Origin of the sequence: Streptomyces sp. P9-A2 (assembly GCF_036634175.1) — a bacterium.
Taxonomy (GTDB): domain Bacteria; phylum Actinomycetota; class Actinomycetes; order Streptomycetales; family Streptomycetaceae; genus Streptomyces; species Streptomyces pratens.
Genome location: NZ_JAZIFX010000001.1, coordinates 7,909,283 through 7,924,045 on the forward strand (window position 1 = coordinate 7,909,283; position 14,763 = coordinate 7,924,045).

Annotated in this window: 14 protein-coding genes and 1 pseudogene; 9 read left to right on the forward strand and 6 right to left on the reverse strand. The window is 71.4% G+C overall.

Features of this window, described 5'->3' with window-relative positions; all coding sequences use genetic code 11:
* Positions 1 to 88: 88 nt before the first annotated feature.
* Complete coding sequence (locus V4Y04_RS35445; protein WP_332432375.1) at positions 89 to 1,546, forward strand: alpha/beta hydrolase; 1,458 nt, start codon at positions 89 to 91, stop codon at positions 1,544 to 1,546.
* 156 nt (positions 1,547 to 1,702) lie between these two features.
* On the opposite strand, the gene V4Y04_RS35450 is transcribed toward V4Y04_RS35445, so the two are convergent.
* The 5 genes from V4Y04_RS35450 to narJ (V4Y04_RS35470) all read right to left on the reverse strand — a co-directional run bounded on the left by V4Y04_RS35450 (position 1,703) and on the right by narJ (V4Y04_RS35470) (position 5,793).
* Positions 1,703 to 2,476 carry a sulfite exporter TauE/SafE family protein gene (locus V4Y04_RS35450; protein ID WP_332432376.1) on the reverse strand — a complete coding sequence of 258 codons (774 nt, stop codon included), beginning with the start codon at positions 2,474 to 2,476 and terminating at the stop codon, positions 1,703 to 1,705.
* Between the two features lie 166 nt (positions 2,477 to 2,642).
* Positions 2,643 to 3,446: a polyphosphate kinase 2 gene (gene ppk2 / locus V4Y04_RS35455; protein ID WP_332432377.1), complete on the reverse strand. Its 804-nt coding sequence runs from the start codon at positions 3,444 to 3,446 to the stop codon at positions 2,643 to 2,645.
* Positions 3,447 to 3,584: 138 nt separating this feature from the next.
* Positions 3,585 to 4,163 (reverse strand): vitamin K epoxide reductase family protein, encoded by a 579-nt coding sequence (locus tag V4Y04_RS35460; protein ID WP_332432378.1) that lies wholly within the window; start codon positions 4,161 to 4,163, stop codon positions 3,585 to 3,587.
* A gap of 74 nt (positions 4,164 to 4,237) precedes the next feature.
* Complete coding sequence (narI, locus tag V4Y04_RS35465; RefSeq protein ID WP_332432379.1) at positions 4,238 to 5,041, reverse strand: respiratory nitrate reductase subunit gamma; 804 nt, start codon at positions 5,039 to 5,041, stop codon at positions 4,238 to 4,240.
* Positions 5,038 to 5,793 (reverse strand): nitrate reductase molybdenum cofactor assembly chaperone, encoded by a 756-nt coding sequence (gene narJ, locus V4Y04_RS35470; protein ID WP_443080138.1) that lies wholly within the window; start codon positions 5,791 to 5,793, stop codon positions 5,038 to 5,040. Before narJ (V4Y04_RS35470) ends, narI (V4Y04_RS35465) begins: the two co-directional genes overlap by 4 nt.
* On the opposite strand from narJ (V4Y04_RS35470), the gene V4Y04_RS35475 reads away from it, so the two are divergent.
* The 8 genes and pseudogenes from V4Y04_RS35475 (at position 5,710) to V4Y04_RS35510 (ending at position 14,280) form a co-directional block, all read left to right on the forward strand.
* Positions 5,710 to 7,449: a molybdopterin dinucleotide binding domain-containing protein gene (locus V4Y04_RS35475; protein WP_443080139.1), complete on the forward strand. Its 1,740-nt coding sequence runs from the start codon at positions 5,710 to 5,712 to the stop codon at positions 7,447 to 7,449. The two genes, narJ (V4Y04_RS35470) and V4Y04_RS35475, sit on opposite strands and share 84 nt — an antisense overlap.
* Positions 7,449 to 9,095, forward strand: coding sequence for a nitrate reductase subunit beta (narH, locus tag V4Y04_RS35480; protein ID WP_443080140.1), 1,647 nt, complete (start codon positions 7,449 to 7,451; stop codon positions 9,093 to 9,095). Before V4Y04_RS35475 ends, narH begins: the two co-directional genes overlap by 1 nt.
* Positions 9,096 to 9,219: 124 nt before the next feature.
* On the forward strand, positions 9,220 to 9,921 hold the full coding sequence (gene narJ, locus V4Y04_RS35485; RefSeq protein ID WP_332432380.1) for a nitrate reductase molybdenum cofactor assembly chaperone: 702 nt from the start codon (positions 9,220 to 9,222) through the stop codon (positions 9,919 to 9,921).
* Positions 9,918 to 10,685: a respiratory nitrate reductase subunit gamma gene (narI, locus tag V4Y04_RS35490; protein WP_332432381.1), complete on the forward strand. Its 768-nt coding sequence runs from the start codon at positions 9,918 to 9,920 to the stop codon at positions 10,683 to 10,685. Before narJ (V4Y04_RS35485) ends, narI (V4Y04_RS35490) begins: the two co-directional genes overlap by 4 nt.
* Before the next feature lie 105 nt (positions 10,686 to 10,790).
* Positions 10,791 to 11,449, forward strand: a pseudogene (locus tag V4Y04_RS35495) (DUF6629 family protein).
* Between the two features lie 119 nt (positions 11,450 to 11,568).
* Positions 11,569 to 12,297 (forward strand): hypothetical protein, encoded by a 729-nt coding sequence (locus V4Y04_RS35500; protein WP_332432382.1) that lies wholly within the window; start codon positions 11,569 to 11,571, stop codon positions 12,295 to 12,297.
* Between the two features lie 316 nt (positions 12,298 to 12,613).
* Positions 12,614 to 13,198, forward strand: a complete 585-nt coding sequence (locus V4Y04_RS35505; protein WP_332432383.1) for a sigma-70 family RNA polymerase sigma factor — start codon at positions 12,614 to 12,616, stop codon at positions 13,196 to 13,198.
* A 104-nt stretch (positions 13,199 to 13,302) separates the two neighbouring features.
* Positions 13,303 to 14,280 (forward strand): threonine ammonia-lyase, encoded by a 978-nt coding sequence (locus tag V4Y04_RS35510; protein WP_332432384.1) that lies wholly within the window; start codon positions 13,303 to 13,305, stop codon positions 14,278 to 14,280.
* Here the strand turns inward: V4Y04_RS35510 and V4Y04_RS35515 are convergent.
* A complete protein-coding gene (locus tag V4Y04_RS35515) occupies positions 14,277 to 14,687 on the reverse strand; it encodes an SRPBCC family protein (protein WP_332432385.1) in 411 nt (136 codons plus the stop codon). The two genes, V4Y04_RS35510 and V4Y04_RS35515, sit on opposite strands and share 4 nt — an antisense overlap.
* Positions 14,688 to 14,763 lie beyond the last annotated feature (76 nt).

Here is a 14,763-nt window from a genome sequence, read left to right on the forward strand (position 1 = left end):
CGGCGGCCTGGTCGCCCCGCCCACGTGGGCCGAGGCTGGTGTCCGGCCCGCCGCCCCGTGCGGGCCCGGCACCACGAAGAGGACCCTCATGAACCGCGGAGACACCACCAGCGCCGCCGTACTCGAACAGCTTCGGCGGCGGTCCGCCGACCCGCAGCGGCGCATCCTGTTCACCGGCGCGACCGTCGTCACCATGGACCCCCGTCTCGGCGTCCTCGCCCCCGCGGACCTGCTCGTCGAAGGCGAGACGATCCTCGCGGTCGGGCCGGACCTGGACCGGGACGGCGCGGTGGTCGTCGACGCCGCCGGTACGATCCTCGCGCCCGGTTTCGTCGACACCCACCGGCACGCCTGGGAGACCCAACTGCGCCGGATCATGCCGGACGTCGACGACCTCGGCGGCTACGACCTGGTCAGCTTCGACCCGTGGGGGGTCGGGGAGAGCGCCGGTGTGCAGTGCCTGGACGACAAGGCCATGGATGCCTGGCTGGCACAGGACTCGACGCCGGACGACGCGGCGGAGGAGAAGGCCCTCACCGTCGGCGGGAGCGTGTACGCCCGGGCGTGCGAGAGCAACTCGGGCGGAGTGCTGGAGTACGTCGGCACGCAGGAGGCCGCACGCGATCTCGACCTGATGCGTCAGGTCCTCGGCGACGAGAAGCTGAACTACTTCGGTATCTCCTACGGAACGCAGCTCGGCGGCGTCTACGCGCACCTGTTCCCGAAGAACGTCGGACGGACCGTCTTCGACGCGGTGGTCGATCCCACCGAGGACTTCGCGGCAGGTCTCCTCGGTCAGACGGAGGGGTTCGAGGGCGCGCTGCAGAACTTCCTCGAGGACTGCGTGAAGCAGGACGAGTGCTTCTTCGAGGGGAAGGATCCCGCCCGGGGCGAGAAGGAGATCACCGATCTGCTCGAGAGCCTGGACGCGAAGCCCCTGCCCGCGGAGGACGAGGACCGCGTTCTGACGCAGGCACAGGCCGGCATGGGCATCCTCTCCGCCCTCTACAGCCAGGAAAGCTGGTCGTGGCTCAGCGCTGCGCTGGAGGATGCGCAGAAGGGGGAGGGCGGCGGACTGCTGTGGCTCTCCGACCTGTACGCCGAGCGCGACATCAACGGCGTGTACTCCAATTCCGGTCCCGCCAACACAGCGGTGAACTGCGCCGACAGCAAGGATCGCTTCACCGTCGAGGACGTGCGCCGGCAGCTTCCCGAATTCCGCAAGGTGTCTCCGGTGTTCGGCGAGATGACCGCCTGGATGCTGCTCGCGTGCACCGACTGGCCCGTGGACGGCCACGCGTCCACCGTCGACGTGAAGGCCGACGGCGCGGGCCCCGTTCTCGTCATCGGTAACACCGGTGACCCGGCCACCCCCTACGAGGGTGCCAAGAAGATGGCGGACGCGCTGGGCGAGGGAGTCGGCGTCCACCTCACTGTCGAGGGCGAGGGGCACGGCACCTACGGCGTCAACAAGTGCCTGACGAAGATCGTCGACAAGTACCTGCTCGACGGGACGGTCCCGGAGAACGACACCGTCTGCTCATGAACCGGACGGTCCCCGCCTCCCGGTGAAGCGTTCGGAGCCGGCCCCGGTGAGGAGGCCGGCTCCGGACGCGTGCCGTGGCGGCCCGTGACCGGAGCCGTCGGCTCCCGCAGGGCTGTCGGGAGCGCCGATGACCGGCGCCTCCCCGCGAGCGCCGGTTCAGCGCAGGAGCAGCTGGACGATGGCGAACGTGCCGACGACGACGATGAAGGTCCGCAGGACGGGCGCGGGGAGCCGGCGCCCGACCTTCGCGCCGATCTGGCCGCCGATCGCCGAGCCCACGGCGATGAGCAGGACGGCGGTCCAGTCGAAGTCGGCGACGAACAGGAAGAACAGGGCCGCGATGCTGTTCACGATGGCGGCGAGGACGTTCTTGACGGCGTTCAGGCGCTGGATGGTGTCCTCGAGCAGGATGCCCATCAGGGAGAGGTAGATGATCCCCTGGGCCGCCGTGAAGTAGCCGCCGTAGACGCTGGCGAGCAGGAGGCCGCCGAAGAGGACGGGGCCGCCGTCGGTCTTGGTGACCGTGCCCGTGCGCGCACGGCGGCGCTGGACGCGGGCGGAGATACGGGGCTGAAGCACGACGAGGACCAGCGCGAGCGCGACCAGCACGGGGACGATCGTCTCGAAGGCGGTCTCGGGGAGCGTGATCAGCAGCATCGCTCCGGTGAGTCCGCCGACCGCCGCGGCCACGCCGAGCCGCAGGACGAGACGGCGCTGGCCCTTGAGCTCCGCCCGGTAGCCTATGGCGCCGCTGACCGAGCCGGGGATCAGCCCGAGGGCGTTGGACACGGTGGCGGTCACCGGGGGCAGTCCGGTGGCGAGCAGCACGGGAAACGTGATCAGCGTGCCCGAGCCGACGATGGTGTTGATGGTGCCGGCGCCGATGCCGGCGGCGAAGACCGCCAGCGCCTCCCAGATGGACAAGGCCATCTCCTTCGGGTTTCGGTGGGTCGCCTCCCCGCCGTGAAGGTCGAGGGGCCACCACCGATCATGCAGGAAGGGCGTGCGCGCCGGGGCAGCCGGGGCACCACCCGGTCACCCCCGCTGGCCACCCGGTTACCCGGTCCCCCGGTCGTCCGGTCCCCCGGACACCGGGTCAGAGGGTGCCCGCGTGGTCGGGGACGTAGGTCTGCAGGTCGCGGGGCGGACGCTGATAGCCGGTGGACGGCGGGCGCTCCGGCAGTTCGATGACAGGCGGCTCCACCTCCGGGTAGGGCACCGTGCTCAGCAGATGGGCGATCATGTTCAGCCGTGCGCGGCGCTTGTCGTCGCTCTCCACGACGTACCACGGCGCCTCGGCGATGTCGGTGTGCACCAGCATCGTGTCCTTGGCCCGGGAGTACGCCTCCCAGCGGGTGATCGACTCGAGGTCCATCGGCGACAGCTTCCAGCGGCGCAGCGGATCCTTCTGCCGCTTGCGGAACCGTGCCTCCTGCTCGGTGTCGCTCACCGAGAACCAGTACTTGCGCAGCAGGATCCCGTCCTCCACCAGCATCCGCTCGAAGATCGGGCACTGGTGCAGGAAACGCTGGTACTCCTGCTTCGTGCAGAACCCCATGACCCGCTCCACCCCGGCCCGGTTGTACCAGGACCGGTCGAACAGCACGATCTCACCGGCGGCCGGCAGATGCTCGACATACCGCTGGAAGTACCACTGGGTGCGCTGGCGCTCGGTCGGCGTGGGCAGGGCCGCGATCCGTGCCACGCGCGGGTTGAGATGCTCGGTGACCCGCTTGATGGTGCCGCCCTTGCCCGCGGCGTCCCGGCCCTCGAAGACGACGACCAGCCGGGCCCCCTCCGCACGCACCCACTCCTGGAGCTTCACCAGCTCCGTCTGCAGACGCAGCAGCTCGCTCTCGTACGCCGCACGGGGCAGTTTCGCCGCCTTCTTGCCGGCCATGTCGCCGCCTCCACCGCCCGGTGACCCGCGCCGTCCTCGGGCGGGTCACTCCGTTCAAGGTCACCTACCAGGACGCCACCGTACTGACCGGCGGGGAGCCGCGCATCCGGCCCGGTGACACTCCGAGTGGCCCGAGGACTAGAGCAGTGTGCTCCAGTAGGACCAGAAGCGGGTGAGGACGAGCACGACGAGCAGGGCGTACCAGGCGCCGAGCAGCATCCAGTGCGTGTCCCGGACGACCTCCCGCACCGGCCGGGGCGCCGGGACCAGGCCCTGGTCCAGGCAGTGCACGGTGACGTACCAGAACAGGGCGATGGTGACGACCCAGACCACGGCGCAGTAGGGGCAGAGTGTGCCCAGCTCGTACAGGGACTGCGCGATCAGCCAGTGGACGAAGACCACTCCGGCCAGCGCCCCGGCGCCCAGCGTGAGCCACAGTCCCCGGTGGAAGCGGGCGCCGGTGAGAGCGGCGACGCCCAGGGCGGCCACGGCGGCGAACGCGCCCAGTCCGAGCAGCATGTTGGGGAAGCCGAACAGGCTGCCCTGCGGACTGGACATGACGCTGCCGCAGCTCACCACGGGACTGATGTCGCACGGTGGCCGGTAGGCGGGGTCCCGGAGCAGCCGCCAGTCGTCCACGGTGAGCCGGAAGGAGGCCAGCCAGCCGGCGAGCCCGGTGAGGAGCAGCACCAGGCCGGTCCGGCGGCCGGCGCCCACGGTGTGCGGGTGCCGGCCGCCGGCGGGTGCCGGTACAGGTGAGGGAGACGGCGCGGGGGAGGGAGAGGGGCCGTTCACGGCCGGACCGCGGGCCGGGCGCCGGAGGGGCGCGAGGCGGTCCGCGGCGGTGCCACCGACCCGTTCCTGCGCCGGTAGACCAGGTACGGCCGGACGAGGTACCCGACCGGCGCACTCCACACGTGGACGAGACGGGTGAACGGCCAGGCCGCGAAGAGCAGGCAGGCCGTCAGGGCGTGCAACTGGAACAGCAGCGGGGCGTCGGTGATCGCCTCCGGCTTCGGAGTGAGGGTGAACAGGCCCCGGAACCAGACCGAGACGGTGGACCGGTAGTCGTAACCGGCGCCGAAGACGTTGTGCGCGGCGGTGGCGACGATGCCCAGCAGCACGGTGGCGGACAGCAGCGGGAAGAGCAGTTTGTCGCTGCGGTCGGTGCCGAGCCGGATACGCCGGCTCAGCAGCCGCCGGGCGCACAGCATGCCGAGCCCGGCCACCATGGCGACGCCGGCCACCGAGCCCGCCCACACGGCCGCGGTGTGGTACATGTGCTCGTCGATGCCGACGGCCCCGGTCCACGAGGCCGGCACGGCGAGCCCCACCACATGCCCGGCGATCACCATGAACGTGCCCAGGTGGAACAACGGGCTGCCCCAGCGCAGCCAGCGGTGCTCGAGGAGCTGGCTGGTGCGCGAGGTCCAGCCGAACTGGTCCTGCCGGTAGCGCCACACGTGCCCGACCACGAACACGGCCAGGCAGACGTAGGGAACGGCGACCCACAGGAGCAGATCGGCGCCGCTCACCGAGGAGGGGGACGCCGCGGGGGAGGACGACGCGGCGACGGTCAGGGACAGGGCGTTCATCGACGGCCTTCCGTGCGGCTGGTCGGAGTGAGGGGCGGCACCCGGGTCGGTACGGCGGGCGACGGGGGTTCGAAGGTGCCCGGCGGAGCGAACTCGCCTTCCCCGTAAGGCCCGTACGGTGCATGCGTTCCATAGGGGTCGAGGCCCACCTCCTCGTCCGGCGGGCCCTCGGCGACGAGCCGGGCGACCTCCGCCCGGTCCGCCTCGGTGGCCGGCGGCAGCAGTGTGAGCAGCGCCCCCAGCACATGCCGGTAGGGGGAGCCGGTATCGGTCAACGCCCGGTGGACCAGCTCCAGTCCACGCCGGTGCTGCCGCAGAGGTGCCTCGCCCGCGCCGGGGCCGACGAGGGCGGCGAACTCCAGCACGACCGGGAGATGGTCGGGAAGTTCGGCCCCGTCGGTGTCCCAGCCGGCTGCCCGGTAACGCCGGCTGAGGGTGAGCAGGGCCATTCCGCGGCGGCGGGTGTCGCCGTGCAGGTAGTAGGTGAGGTAGAGGCTGCTCCTGCGGCGCAGGTCGAACGTCTCGACGTAGTGGCGCTCCCGGGCGTCCGGTTCCGCTACGACCCCTTCTCCGCGGACACCCTGGCGGCGGCCGGTCCGGGCCGGGGCGGCCCGTTCGCCGGGAAGAGCACGGCGGACGTCATCGCGCAGTCGGCGCGGATGGGCTGGATGCCGTCGTATCCGACCTTCGACCGCAACCCGCTCGACCTGGCGGACGACGCCGCGGCCGCGGGCCGGCCGGTCGCCGACCACGTGGTGGACGAACTCAAGGCGGGACGGCTGAAGTTCGCCGGCGAGGACCCGGACGCCCCGGAGAACTTCCCCCGGGTGCTGACCATCTGGCGGGCGAACCTGCTGGGCTCCTCCGCCAAGGGCAACGAATACTTCCTCAAGCACCTGCTCGGCACCGACTCCTCCGTGCGGGCCACCGAGGCACCGCCGGACGCCCGCCCGCGGGACGTGGTGTGGCGGGAGGAGGCCCCGGAGGGGAAACTCGACCTGCTGCTGACCCTGGACTTCCGGATGACCAGCACCACGGTCTTCTCCGACATCGTCCTGCCGGCCGCCACCTGGTACGAGAAATACGATCTGTCCAGCACGGACATGCACCCCTTCGTGCACGCCTTCAACCCGGCGATCCCCCCACCCTGGCAGACCCGCAGCGACTGGGACGCCTTCCACACCATCGCGAAGGAGTTCAGCCGGCAGGCGGCCGGTCATCTGGGCGAGCGGACGGACGTCGTCGCGGCGCCGCTGCTGCACGACACCCCGGACGAACTGGCGAACCCGCACGGCCGGGTCCGCGACTGGAAGGCGGGGGAGTGCGAACCGGTGCCCGGCCGCACCATGCCGAAGCTCGTCACCGTCGAACGCGACTACGCGGCCGTCGCCGACAAGATGGCCGCCCTCGGCCCGCTGCTCGACACGCTCGGCGCCACCACCAAGGGCATCACCTTCAAGGTCGACCGCGAACTGGAGTACCTGCGGCACAAGAACGGCACCGTGCGCGGCGGCACGGCCGACGGCCGTCCGTCGCTCGCGCGTGACACCCACGCCTGCGAGGCGATCCTCGCCCTCTCCGGCACCACCAACGGCCACCTCGCCACCCAGGGCTTCAACAGCCTGGAGGCGCGCACCGGCACGCGGCTCGCGGACCTGGCGGCCGAACACCAGGGCAAGCAGATCACCTTCGCCGACACGCAGGCCGCACCGGTCCCGGTCATCACCTCACCGGAGTGGTCCGGATCGGAGACCGGCGGGCGCCGCTACTCGCCGTTCACCGTCAACGTCGAGCGCCTCAAGCCCTGGCACACCCTCACCGGCCGCCAGCACTTCTACCTCGACCACGACTGGATGTCCGCGCTGGGTGAGGGACTGCCCGTCTACCGGCCGCCGTTGAACATGGACGCCCTGTTCGGCGAGCCACGCATCGGCGACGTCGGAGAACTGGGCGTGACCGTGCGCTACCTGACCCCGCACAACAAGTGGTCCATCCACTCCGAGTACCAGGACAACCTGTTCATGCTGTCCCTCTCCCGGGGCGGCCCGACGATCTGGATGAGCAAGGAGGACGCGGAGAAGATCGGCGTCCACGACAACGACTGGGTCGAGGCCGTCAACCGCAACGGGGTCGTCGCAGCCCGCGCGATCGTCTCGCACCGCATGCCGGAGGGCACCGTCTACATGCACCACGCCCAGGACCGGCTCATCGACGTGCCCCGCACCGAGACCACCGGCCGGCGCGGCGGCATCCACAACTCCCTGACCCGCCTGCTGATCAAGCCCAGCCACCTCATCGGCGGCTACGCCCAACTGTCGTACGCCTTCAACTACATCGGCCCCACCGGCAATCAGCGCGACGAGGTCACCGTCGTCCGCCGCCGCTCGAACCAGGAGGTGACGTACTGATGGCCGCCGTCGACGAATCCCCCGTCGGGTCCGCCCCCGCCGGGCCCGCTCCCATCGGGCGGGTCATGGCGCAGATGGCGATGGTGATGAACCTCGACAAGTGCATCGGCTGCCACACCTGTTCGGTCACCTGCAAACAGGCGTGGACCAACCGCACCGGCGTCGAGTACGTCTGGTTCAACAACGTCGAGACCCGCCCCCGCCAGGGCTACCCCCGCCGCTACGAGGACCAGGACACCTGGCAGGGCGGCTGGGAACTCAACAAGCGCGGCAGACTGGGGCTGAAGGCGGGCGGCCGGTTCAAGAAGCTGATCCAGGTCTTCTCCAACCCGAAACTGCCGTCGCTGGACGACTACTACGAGCCCTGGACATACGACTACGAGACCCTGACCAACGCCCCGCTCCAGGAGCACATCCCGGTCGCCCGCCCCAAGTCCCTGATCACCGGCAAGGACATGAAGATCGCCTGGTCCGCGAACTGGGACGACAACCTCGGCGGCTCGATCGACCACGGCGACAAGGACGTACTGCTCAACCAGGTCTCCGAGAAGATCAAGTTCGAGTTCGAGCAGACCTTCATGTTCTACCTGCCACGCATCTGCGAGCACTGCCTCAACCCGTCCTGCGCCGCCTCCTGCCCCTCCGGCGCGATCTACAAGCGCGAGGAGGACGGCATCGTCCTCGTCGACCAGGACCGCTGCCGGGGCTGGCGGATGTGCGTCACCGGATGCCCGTACAAGAAGGTGTACTTCAACCACCGCACCGGCAAGGCCGAGAAGTGCACGTTCTGCTTCCCGCGCATCGAGGTCGGACTGCCCACCGTCTGCTCCGAGACCTGTGTCGGCCGGCTGCGCTACCTCGGCCTCGTCCTCTACGACGCCGACCGCGTCCTGGAAGCCGCCTCCACTCCCGACGACACCGGCCTGTACGAGGCACAGCGGCAGGTCTTCCTCGACCCGGACGACCCCAGGGTCGTCGCCGCGGCCGAACGGGCCGGTATCCCGCGCGACTGGATCGAGGCTGCGCAGCGCTCCCCGGTCCACTCCCTGATCAACACCTACAAGGTCGCCCTGCCGCTGCACCCGGAGTACCGGACCATGCCCATGGTCTGGTACATCCCGCCGCTGTCCCCGGTGGTCGACGCCGTCCGCGACACCGGCCGGGACGCAGAAGACCACCAGAACCTCTTCGCGGCCGTCGACGCCCTGCGCATCCCGGTCGACTACCTGGCCCAGCTGTTCACCGCGGGCGACCCCGTCCCCGTCGACGCGGTCCTGCACCGTCTGGCCGCCATGCGCGCCTACATGCGCGACATCAACCTGGGCCGTGAACCGAACGACGCCATCCCCGAGGCCGTCGGCATGACCGGCGAACAGATGTACGACATGTACCGGCTGCTGGCCCTCGCGAAGTACGACGAGCGGTATGTCATCCCGCCCGCCCACGCCGAACAGGCCCACCAGCTCGAGGAACTGGCCACCGAGTGCAGCCTCGACTACGAGGGCGGACCCGGCATGGGAGGCTCGGGCCCCTTCGGCGAGACGTCCGGCGGCGCCGCCCCCATCGCCGTGGAGAACTTCCACGCCCTGCGCGACCGCCAGACCTCCGACACCCCGGCCACCCCCACCGACAAGGCCACCGTGTGAACCTCCTCAACTGGGACGGCAAGGGCTCCCCACCCGGCCTGTTCCCGGACGCACCCTCCCAGGGCGGCGACGGGGGCGGTGCCGGCCCCGGCACGGGCCACGACGGGAAGACGGAGCCGAAACCATGAAGCGCAAGTCCCCCGAGCCCGCCAGGATCCCGAAGGCCGCGCGGGCGGCCCGTGCCCGTACCCAGCCCTGGCATCCTTCCGCCTGGCAGGCCCAGTCCCTGCTGCTCGCCTACCCCGACGACACGTTCGGCGACCACCTGGCCCTGGCCCGCCGGGTCGCCGACACCCTCCCCGCCCCGGCCGTGGCCCGCCCCCTGCTCCGCTTCGCCGTACACGCCGAGCAGACCGCCCCCGCCGACCTGACCGCCGCCTACGTCGCCACCTTCGACCACCGCAAACGCTGCTGCCCGTACCTGACGTACTACGCGTACGGCGACACCCGCAAGCGCGGCATGGGCCTGCTGAAGCTGAAACAGACCTACGCCGCGGCCGGCTGGCGGCTCGCCGACGACGAACTGCCCGACCACCTCGCCGTCGTCCTCGAGTTCGCCGCCGCCGACCCCGCCGAGGGAGCGCGCCTCCTCACCGAGCACCGGGCCGGCCTCGAACTGCTGCGGCTGGCCCTGACCGACGACGACTCGCCCTGGGCGCACGTCCTGGACCCCCTCTCCGCCACTCTGCCCGCCCTCGCCGGCGACGACCGCGAAGCCGTCATGCGGCTCGCCGCCCAGGGCCCGCCCGAGGAACAGGTCGGGCTCGACCCGTACGCGTCGTCCCCCGTGTTCCTGCCCGACCCCGTCGTAGGAGGTCCCCGATGACCGCGCCCGCGCAGACCGCCACCCTGGCGGCGGAGGCAGGAACCGGCGGCATCCTGCTCTGGGTCGCCCTGCCCTACGTCTGCCTCGCGGTGTTCGTCCTCGGCCACATCTGGCGCTACCGCTACGACAAGTTCGGCTGGACCACCCGCTCCTCGCAGCTCTACGAGCGGCGGCTGCTGCGTATCGGCAGCCCGCTGTTCCACTTCGGCATCCTGGTCGTGCTGCTCGGCCACATCGGCGGCCTGCTCATCCCCAAGAGCTGGACCGAGGCCGTCGGAGTGAGCGAGCACATGTACCACATCGGCGCGGTCGTGCTCGGCACCATCGCCGGCGTCGCCACCCTCGGCGGGATCGCCGTCCTGATCTACCGCAGGCGCACCGTGGGCCCGGTCTTCTCCGCCACCACCCGCAACGACAAGGCCATGTACGTCTCCCTCACGGCGACCATCGTGCTGGGCCTGGCCGCCACCGTGGCCGCGAACATCGTCGGCGGCGGCTACGACTACCGCGAGACCATCTCCCCCTGGTTCCGCTCCATCTTCTACCTCCGGCCCGAACCGGCTCTGATGACCGGCGCCCCGGTGCTGTTCCAGCTCCACGCCCTCAGCGCCCTGCTGCTCTTCGCGGCCTGGCCCTTCACCCGCCTCGTCCACATGCTCACCGCGCCCCTCGGCTATCTGACCCGCCCCTACATCGTCTACCGCAGCCGCGACACCACCCTGGGCACCCGCACGCCCCGCCGGGGCTGGGAGCGCACCGGGTAGGCGGCGCGGGGACGGCCGGGGGAGCGCGCTGCTGTGTCGCTGCCGTCCGGTCGCTCCGGTTTCGCGAGGACGGGGCTTTCCTGCCGGTGATCCGAGGGCGGAACGATGTGCTGGAGCGCGGAGGCCGACCCCGTGGCGGGCGCCGGGATCGCGGCGGTCGGGGTGGCTTGTGTGGCCCGCGCGGTGCGGGCGGGCCACAGGGGCGACCTTCCGTTCGCCGCGCTGCCGCTGCTGCTCGGCATGCACCGGATGATCGAGGCGGCGGTCTGAGCCTCCGGCGGAGGGACGGGCCCGGCCGTGCTGCTGTGGGCGCTCATCGCCCTGCCGCTGCCGGCGCTCTGGATACCGGCGGGCGTGTGGTGCGCCGCGCCGACGGGCGCACGACGGGACGCGCTGCGCAGGCTGACACCGCCCCTCGTCGCCGGGGCCGTGACGGCGGCGGTCCTCGGCTGCGTCCTCGCCACCCGTCCCGTGCGGGCGGAGATCCGCGGCCGCACCATCGGTTACGCCGTGGACCTGCCGTACGCCCCGCTGCCGGTCGTGGACCACCTGATGGCCACCGTCGGTCCCTGCTGCTCTCCGGTGACCGTGGCCTGCGGGTCCTCGGCGTCCTGGCCGGTGCGGGCGCGCTCGTCTGCTGGGTCCTGTGGCGGCTGGAGTCCGTCTCGACCTGGTGCGCGTTCGCCACCGTGTGCTCGCTGGTCCTGTTCGGGTGGGTGCGGGGGCGTGAGCGACGACCGGGACTGACTGCCCCGGCCGGGTGACGGCCTTGACCCATGGGGGTATGTGATGCGCATCACGTCACCTCGATTGAGTCGGGCACCAGGACAATGTCCGTACCCTCACGTGACGCTCGAGATCCGGATGCGAGGATGAGGCCGCCATGACCAGTGGGTGGTGTTCTCGCACGGTACGGGCCGCGGTGTTCGCGGCTGTCTGTGTGCTGCTCGCCGCCCTCGGCCACGTCCTGATGTCGCAGACCGCGGTGCCCGGGTGGGCCCTGGCGGCGGGGGCGGCGGCGACCGGTGTCACCGCCTGGCTCCTGGCCGGCCGGGAACGCGGTCCGTGGCTGGTCGGCTCCGTCGCGGTGGCCGCACAGGCCGCCCTGCACACCTTGTTCGCCTTCACCCAGGCACTCGTCCACCCGGACCTCTCGGGCGGAGGCTCGCTGCTCGGGCGCGGGCTGGACAACCTGCTGATGCGTCAGCACGCCACGCCCCACCACTTCCCGGGTGACGGCATGGGGCACGGCATGGGTGATGAGGCGGCGGGCACCCCGCATTCCGTGTACTCCGCCCATACCGACCACGCCGCGCACTCCATGGCCGCGGACGGCATGTCGTCGACCGGGATGCTCGCCGCCCACCTACTGGCCGCGCTGGTGTGCGCCCTCTGGCTCGCGCGTGGCGAACGTGCCGCGTTCCGCATCCTGCGCGCCTTCGCCGGCCGGCTGTTCGTGCCGTTGCGTGGACTGCTGCTGCGATGGCCCGCACCGCCGGACCGCCCACGCGTCCGTGCACGCCGCGCCGGCCGGGACCGGATGCCGCGCCGGCTTCTCCTCACCCACACGATCACCACTCGGGGTCCGCCCGCCGGGGCCGCTGTCGTCTGACGACAGCCGGTTCCCCGAGGCCTCCCGGAACCCGGCGGACCGACGGATCGACGTCATGGTCGAGCCGTCGGACGTCGGTGTTCCCGCCTCGGGCACCGGCCGCGCACTTCCGTGCCCGGCCGCCACCCCACCCCCTCACCGGCACCGTCGTGCCGCGCCCGTCGGCCCTCGGGCCGTCGGACCCGCCGAGCCGGTCGCGCCCGCGGTGTCACGCGGATACGGCCACGCCGTACCGCTTGCCCGCGTACGCCGATGGCGCGACGCGCCGACGCGGATTCGGCTGCCGGTGCCGGAACTCCCGGAAGGACAGTCGCAGGTGAGCACTGTTGCCCTGCTTCCCCCACGGAAACAGCCGAAAGAGGAGTCGATCACCGCCTGGGCGCTCGCCGCCCGCGGTGGAGACGCCGAGGCCGAGGAGCGTTTCGTACGTGCTCTGCACCCGGACGTCCGCCGCTACGTGACGTTCCTCGGCGCCGACCCGCAGAGTGCCGACGACCTGGCTCAGGACACGTTCCTGCGGGCCCTGAGCAGCCTGCACCGGTTCGAGGGCCGTTCGTCGGCCCGTACCTGGCTGCTGACGATCGCCCGTCGAGCCGTGATCGACGGCATCCGCCACAACTCCGTCCGCCCCCGCCTGTCGGACACGGCGGACTGGGAGTCGCTCGTCGAACGCAACCAGCCGCGTGATCTGCCGGGCTTCGACGACGGCGTCGTCCTCGCGGAACTACTGGACGCGCTCCCCGACGACCGGCGGGAGGCGTTCGTCCTCACGCAGATGCTCGGCCTCCCTTATGCGGAGGCCGCCCTCATCGTCGGCTGCCCGATCGGCACGGTGCGCTCGCGGGTCGCCCGCGCCCGCGTCTCGCTGATGCAGTGGCTGGGCGAGGCCGACGACACATGAAGGCATTCCTCCGGCCGGGCGGCGGCACAGTACCCGGCCGGAGGAAGAGCGGGCAGTAATCTGGACCGTTGGCCCAGTGGCTGACGACTCCCCGGAGGCACCGCGTGACGACCACCACCCCGCCGGTCACCCTCGACGACGTCCGCGCCGCCGCCGAACGGCTCGACGGCGTCGCCCGTCGCACCCCGGTCCTGCGCTCCCGCACCCTGGACGCGCGGGCCGGCGCCGAAATCCACCTGAAGTGCGAGAACTTCCAGCGGGTGGGCGCCTTCAAGTTCCGGGGCGCCTACAACGCGGCCTCCCGGCTCACCCCCGAGCAGCTGTCCCGGGGCATCGCCGCCTACTCCTCCGGCAACCACGCCCAGGCCGTCGCCCTGGCCGCGCGGGAACTCGGCACCACGGCCGTCATCGTCATGCCCGAGGACGCCCCGCCGTCGAAGCGGGCGGCCACCGAGGCGTACGGCGCTCGGATCGTCACGTACGACCGGTACACCGGCGACCGGGTCGCCGTCGCCGAAGCCCTGGCCGCGGAACGCGGCCTGACGCTCATCCCGCCCTACGAGCATCCGCACGTCATCGCCGGACAGGGCACGGCGGCCCTCGAACTCCTCGAGGAGGCCGGAGAGCTGGACGCGCTGCTCGCACCGGTCGGCGGCGGCGGGCTGATCGCCGGAAGCGCCACCGCGGTCAAGGGCCTGCACCCCGGGACGCGGGTGATCGGCGTCGAGCCCGAGGCGGGCGACGACACCAAGCGGTCCCTGGAGGCGGGACACCGCGTGAGCGTCCCGGTCCCGCGCACCATCGCCGACGGCCAGGCGCCGCACACCCCGGGTGAGCTGACGTTCTCCGTCAACCAGCGGCTCCTGGACGGGATCGTCCTTGTCGGCGACGACGAGATCAGGGACGCCATGCGGTTCGCCTTCGAGCGGCTGAAGATCGTCCTCGAGCCGAGCGGCGCCACCCCCTTGGCCGCGCTCCTGACCGGCCGTATCGGCCCCCTCCCGAACCGGGTCGGACTGATCCTCTCCGGCGGCAACATCGACGCGGCGCGCTTCGCCCGGCTGTGCGGCCCCGGCACTTAGGCGGACTCCATCACCTCCTTGAGCCGTGCCAGGTCGGCGGCGACCATGGAAGCGTCACGCTCGAATGCGGCGTCGCTCGTCCCCGGCTGCCGACGGAGGGTGAACACCACCTCACTGCCCGAACCGTCGACGAGCACGCGGACCGGATTGTGGACGGTCTCCCCGGAAGGCAGCGTGACGTCGTGGTCGATTACACCCCACTCATTGCGTGGTGCGAAGGCGACCACGACCCGGCCCATGGGGGAGGACTCCGCGACCCACTGACCGTCGATCCTTTCGACGGATCCGCCCAGGCCATGGGCCCATGCGGGCAGATTGGCCGGTTGTGACGCATAGGCGTAGACATCGGCGGCGGTACGGTCGATGCGGATGCTGAGGTGGCGCGATTCCCTGCCGGTGCTCTTCATGGCAGCGACGGTAGCGGGACGCCGTCCTTGTCCTCTTGAACGAATCGGGCATGTGTGACCCGCCGGCGGCCCTTGA

Excerpts from the sequence above, each read along its gene's own strand:
- narI (WP_332432379.1), bottom strand. The coding sequence starts at position 5,041 with ATGAACGCCCTGTCCCTGACCGTCGCCGCGTCGTCCTCCCCCGCGGCG.
- V4Y04_RS35445 (WP_332432375.1), top strand. The coding sequence starts at position 89 with ATGAACCGCGGAGACACCACCAGCGCCGCCGTACTCGAACAGCTTCGG.
- V4Y04_RS35450 (WP_332432376.1), bottom strand. The coding sequence starts at position 2,476 with ATGGCCTTGTCCATCTGGGAGGCGCTGGCGGTCTTCGCCGCCGGCATC.
- V4Y04_RS35500 (WP_332432382.1), top strand. The coding sequence starts at position 11,569 with ATGACCAGTGGGTGGTGTTCTCGCACGGTACGGGCCGCGGTGTTCGCG.
- V4Y04_RS35515 (WP_332432385.1), bottom strand. The coding sequence starts at position 14,687 with ATGAAGAGCACCGGCAGGGAATCGCGCCACCTCAGCATCCGCATCGAC.
- narJ (WP_332432380.1), top strand. The coding sequence starts at position 9,220 with ATGAAGCGCAAGTCCCCCGAGCCCGCCAGGATCCCGAAGGCCGCGCGG.
- V4Y04_RS35475 (WP_443080139.1), top strand. The coding sequence starts at position 5,710 with ATGCCGTCGTATCCGACCTTCGACCGCAACCCGCTCGACCTGGCGGAC.
- narI (WP_332432381.1), top strand. The coding sequence starts at position 9,918 with ATGACCGCGCCCGCGCAGACCGCCACCCTGGCGGCGGAGGCAGGAACC.
- narH (WP_443080140.1), top strand. The coding sequence starts at position 7,449 with ATGGCCGCCGTCGACGAATCCCCCGTCGGGTCCGCCCCCGCCGGGCCC.
- ppk2 (WP_332432377.1), bottom strand. The coding sequence starts at position 3,446 with ATGGCCGGCAAGAAGGCGGCGAAACTGCCCCGTGCGGCGTACGAGAGC.